This window comes from Mycolicibacter senuensis (genome assembly GCF_003284925.1).
Lineage (GTDB): Bacteria > Actinomycetota > Actinomycetes > Mycobacteriales > Mycobacteriaceae > Mycobacterium > Mycobacterium algericum_A.
Genome location: NZ_QMEX01000227.1, coordinates 1 through 3,514, shown reverse-complemented (window position 1 = coordinate 3,514; position 3,514 = coordinate 1). Strand labels below are relative to the sequence as shown.

Annotated in this window: 3 protein-coding genes and 1 pseudogene; all 4 read right to left on the bottom strand. The window is 71.4% G+C overall.

Translation table 11 applies throughout. The annotated features are described in order from the left end of the window. Positions 1-752, bottom strand: a 752-nt coding sequence (locus DQP56_RS23205) for a Mur ligase family protein (protein WP_286167808.1), incomplete at its 3' end; no start/stop codon positions are given. A gap of 1 nt (position 753) precedes the next feature. Continuing rightward, positions 754-1,833, bottom strand: coding sequence for a phospho-N-acetylmuramoyl-pentapeptide-transferase (gene mraY, locus DQP56_RS23200; protein ID WP_112689391.1), 1,080 nt, complete (start codon positions 1,831-1,833; stop codon positions 754-756). Continuing rightward, positions 1,833-3,326 (bottom strand): UDP-N-acetylmuramoyl-tripeptide--D-alanyl-D-alanine ligase, encoded by a 1,494-nt coding sequence (locus tag DQP56_RS23195; protein ID WP_112689389.1) that lies wholly within the window; start codon positions 3,324-3,326, stop codon positions 1,833-1,835. The genes mraY and DQP56_RS23195 overlap by 1 nt, the downstream gene beginning before the upstream one ends. Further along, positions 3,323-3,514, bottom strand: a pseudogene (locus DQP56_RS23190) (UDP-N-acetylmuramoyl-L-alanyl-D-glutamate--2,6-diaminopimelate ligase); the annotation flags it as partial. The gene DQP56_RS23195 and the pseudogene DQP56_RS23190, both read right to left, overlap by 4 nt.

The window sequence follows — 3,514 nt, the reverse complement described above, 5'->3', positions numbered from 1 at the left end:
GCCGCGGGCGACCCGCCCAGCAGCGCCGCCGCGCGGGCGTCGTCGAGGCCGACCACCGCCACTCGGCCGGCCAGCGCCCGCGCCTTGTCGGCGGTGTAGGCGGCCATGCTGCCGTGCCAGTCCAGGTGGTCTTCGGCGATGTTGAGCACCGCCCCGGCCTCCGGCCGCAGCGACGGCGCCCAGTGCAGCTGGAAGCTGGACAGCTCCACGGCCAGCAGGTCGGATTCATGCGGCGGTCCCAGCTTCCGCTCTCCTCCGTCGAGCCTCGCTGAACCGCCGGCAGGCTCGCCGAGTACATCGAGCACCGGGCTGCCGATGTTGCCGCACAATGCGGCGCGCCGGCCCGCGGCGGTCAGCATGGCGTGCAGCATCGAGGTCGTGGTGGTCTTGCCGTTGGTGCCGGTCACCACCAGCCAGCGCCGCGGCGGACCGTAGTGGCCGGCCGCATCGAGGCGCCAGGCCAATTCCACGTCCCCCCAGATCGGCACCCCGGCTTCGGCCGCCGCGGCCAGCACCGGCGTGTTCGGCGCAAACCCGGGGCTGGTGACCACCAGGGTGTAGTCGGCGATCTGGGACCCGGCCTGGGCCGGGCTGCACGTGGTGACTCCGGTGTAGGCGCGCAACGCTGCCGGGTCGTCGTCGCAGAGTGTCAGGTCCAGGCCCAGCGGCGCCAGTGCCTTCAGCACCGCCCGGCCGGTCACCCCGGCGCCGGCGACCAGCACCCGCGCCCCGGCGGACAACTCGCTGCGCATGTCAGCCGCCGACGGCGGTGAACCACTCGCCGTAGAACATCGAGACACCCAACCCGCAGGCGATCGCCGTCAGCAGCCAGAACCGGATGATCACGGTGGTCTCGGCCCAGCCGGCCAGCTCGAAATGGTGATGGAACGGCGCCATCCGGAACACCCGGCGGCCGGTGGTGCGGAACGCCAGGATCTGCACGACGACCGAGGTGATCTCGGCGACGAAGAGCCCGCCGAGCACCACCGCGAGGATCTCGGTGCGGGTGGTGACCGACATGCCGGCGATCACCCCGCCCAGCGCCAGCGACCCGGTGTCGCCCATGAAGATCTTCGCCGGCGCGGCGTTCCACCACAGGAATCCGATGCAGGCGCCTGCGGTGGCGGCGGCGATCAGCGCCAGGTCCAGCGGGTCGCGCACGTTGTAACAGCCCAGTCCGGGCGCGGTGGCGCAGGCGTTGCGATGCTGCATCACGGTGATCAGCACGTAGGCGGCGCTGACCATCGCCATGGATCCGGCGGCCAGACCGTCCAGGCCGTCGGTGAAGTTGACCGCGTTGGACCAGGCGCTGACGATCAGGATGACGAACAACACGAAAACCGCCGGTGGCAGTGTGACGGTGGCGATCTCGCGCACGTAGGACAGCTGCTGGGAGCCCGGGGTCAACCCGGAGCTGTTGCGGAAGTTGAGCACCAGCAGGCCGAACAGGGTCGCCGCGGTGACCTGCCCGACGGTCTTGGCGGTCTTGTTCAGGCCGAGATTGCGTGACCGGCGGATCTTGATCAGGTCGTCGATGAAGCCGACGCCGCCCAGCGCGGTCGCCAGTCCCAATACCAGTAGCCCGGAGGCCGTCGGTCCGGTGCCGTAGAAGACCAGGCCGGCCAGTTGAGCCGTCAGGTAGCCCGCCCAGATCCCGGCCACGATGGCCACGCCACCCATCGACGGCGTGCCCCGTTTGCGCTGATGGCTGGCCGGGCCGTCCTCGCGGATCTCCTGACCGAAGCCCTGCTTGGTGAACACCCGGATTAGCACCGGGGTCAGCAGGATCGCGACCAACAGCGCGACACCGGCCGCGACGAGGATCATGATCATCAGCGATCTCCCGGGTCGTCGCCGACCAGCGCGTCGGCCAGGGCCGTCAGTCCGGCGGCGTTGGACGCCTTGACCAGCACCACGTCACCCGGCCGCAATTCGGCGCGCAGCAGGGCCAGGGCGGCATCGACGTCTGGAACCGCAGTGGCCTCGGCGCCCCAGGATCCCTCCATGACCGCGCCGTGGTGCATCGCCCCCATTGCTCTCCCTACGCCGACGACAATGAGACGAGACACATCTAAGCGCACCGCGAGCCGGCCGATGCGGTCATGCTCAGATATCGCGTCCTCGCCCAGCTCAGCCATCTCGCCGAGCACCGCCCAGCTGCGTCCCGGGGCGGCGGATTGGCGGGCGATGACCGCCAGCGCCTGCAGTGCCGCCCGCATGGAGTCCGGGTTGGCGTTGTAGGCGTCGTCGATCACCGTCACCCCGTCGCTGCGCGTAGTTACCTGCATCCGGTGCCCGGAGACGGGGCCGGCCGCCGCCAGCGCGGCCGCCACCTGTTGGCCGGTGGCGCCACATTCCAGCGCGACCGCGGCGGCGCACAGGGCGTTGGAGACCTGATGGTCGCCGTGGACCGCGAGGGCGATGTCGATAGCGGTGTCCCCGGTGTGCAGCGTGAAGCGCGGGCGGGCCAACTCGTCGAGGACCACGTCATCGGCCCACACGTCGGCCGGGGCCGCCCTGCTGACCCGGACGACCCGCGCCGCCGTCTTGTCGGCCATCGTGGCCACCGCGGAATCGTCGACGTTGAGGATCGCCACGCCGGACTCCGGAACAGCTTGCACGAGTTCGGCTTTGGTCTCCGCGATCGCCTCGCGGGAACCGAACTCGCCCAGGTGCGCGCTGCCGACGTTGAGCACCACCGCCAGCTGCGGCGGGGCGATGGCGGCCAGTTCGGCGATGTTGCCGCGATGTCGCGCGGATAGCTCCAGCACCAGAAAGTCGGTGTGCTGGTCGGCCCGCAGCACCGTCCACGGGTGGCCCAGTTCGTTGTTGAACGATCCGGGCGGCGCCACCACCTGCCCGAGCGGCGCCAGCACCGTGGCGATCAGGTCCTTGGTGGAGGTTTTGCCCGACGAGCCGGTGATACCGATGATCCGCAGGCCCTCGGCGACCAGTCTGGCGGCCACCGCGGCGGCGAGTCTGGCCAGCGCGGCCAGCACCGTCGCCCCGGATCCGGCCGCGTCGTCGTGCTCGAGCGCACCGGACCTGCTGGCGGCCTTCGGGCCGGGGTCTACCACGATCGCCGGCACCCCGACCGGACGAGCGGCCAGCACCGCCACCGCGCCGGCGGCCACCGCCGACGCCGCGTGGTCGTGGCCGTCGGCACGCGCGCCGGGCAGAGCCAGGAACAACGAGCCCGCGGTGATGCGGCGGGAGTCGAACTCCACGGTCCCACTGACCACGGTGCGCGCGGCCTGCTCCGGTGAGATGTCGGCGAGCCGGCCACCCACGATCTCGGCGATCTCCGCGACGGTCAGCGCGATCATCGGTGCTGCTCGCGCGCTTCCAGCGCCTGGGCCAGCTCGATTCGGTCGTCGAAGGGCTGGGTACGTCCCCCGGCGGTCTGCCCGGTTTCGTGGCCCTTGCCGGCGACGAGCACCACATCGCCGTGCCGCGCCCAGCGCACCGCGTGCTCGATCGCCGCCCGGCGATCACCGATCTCGACCACCGCCGC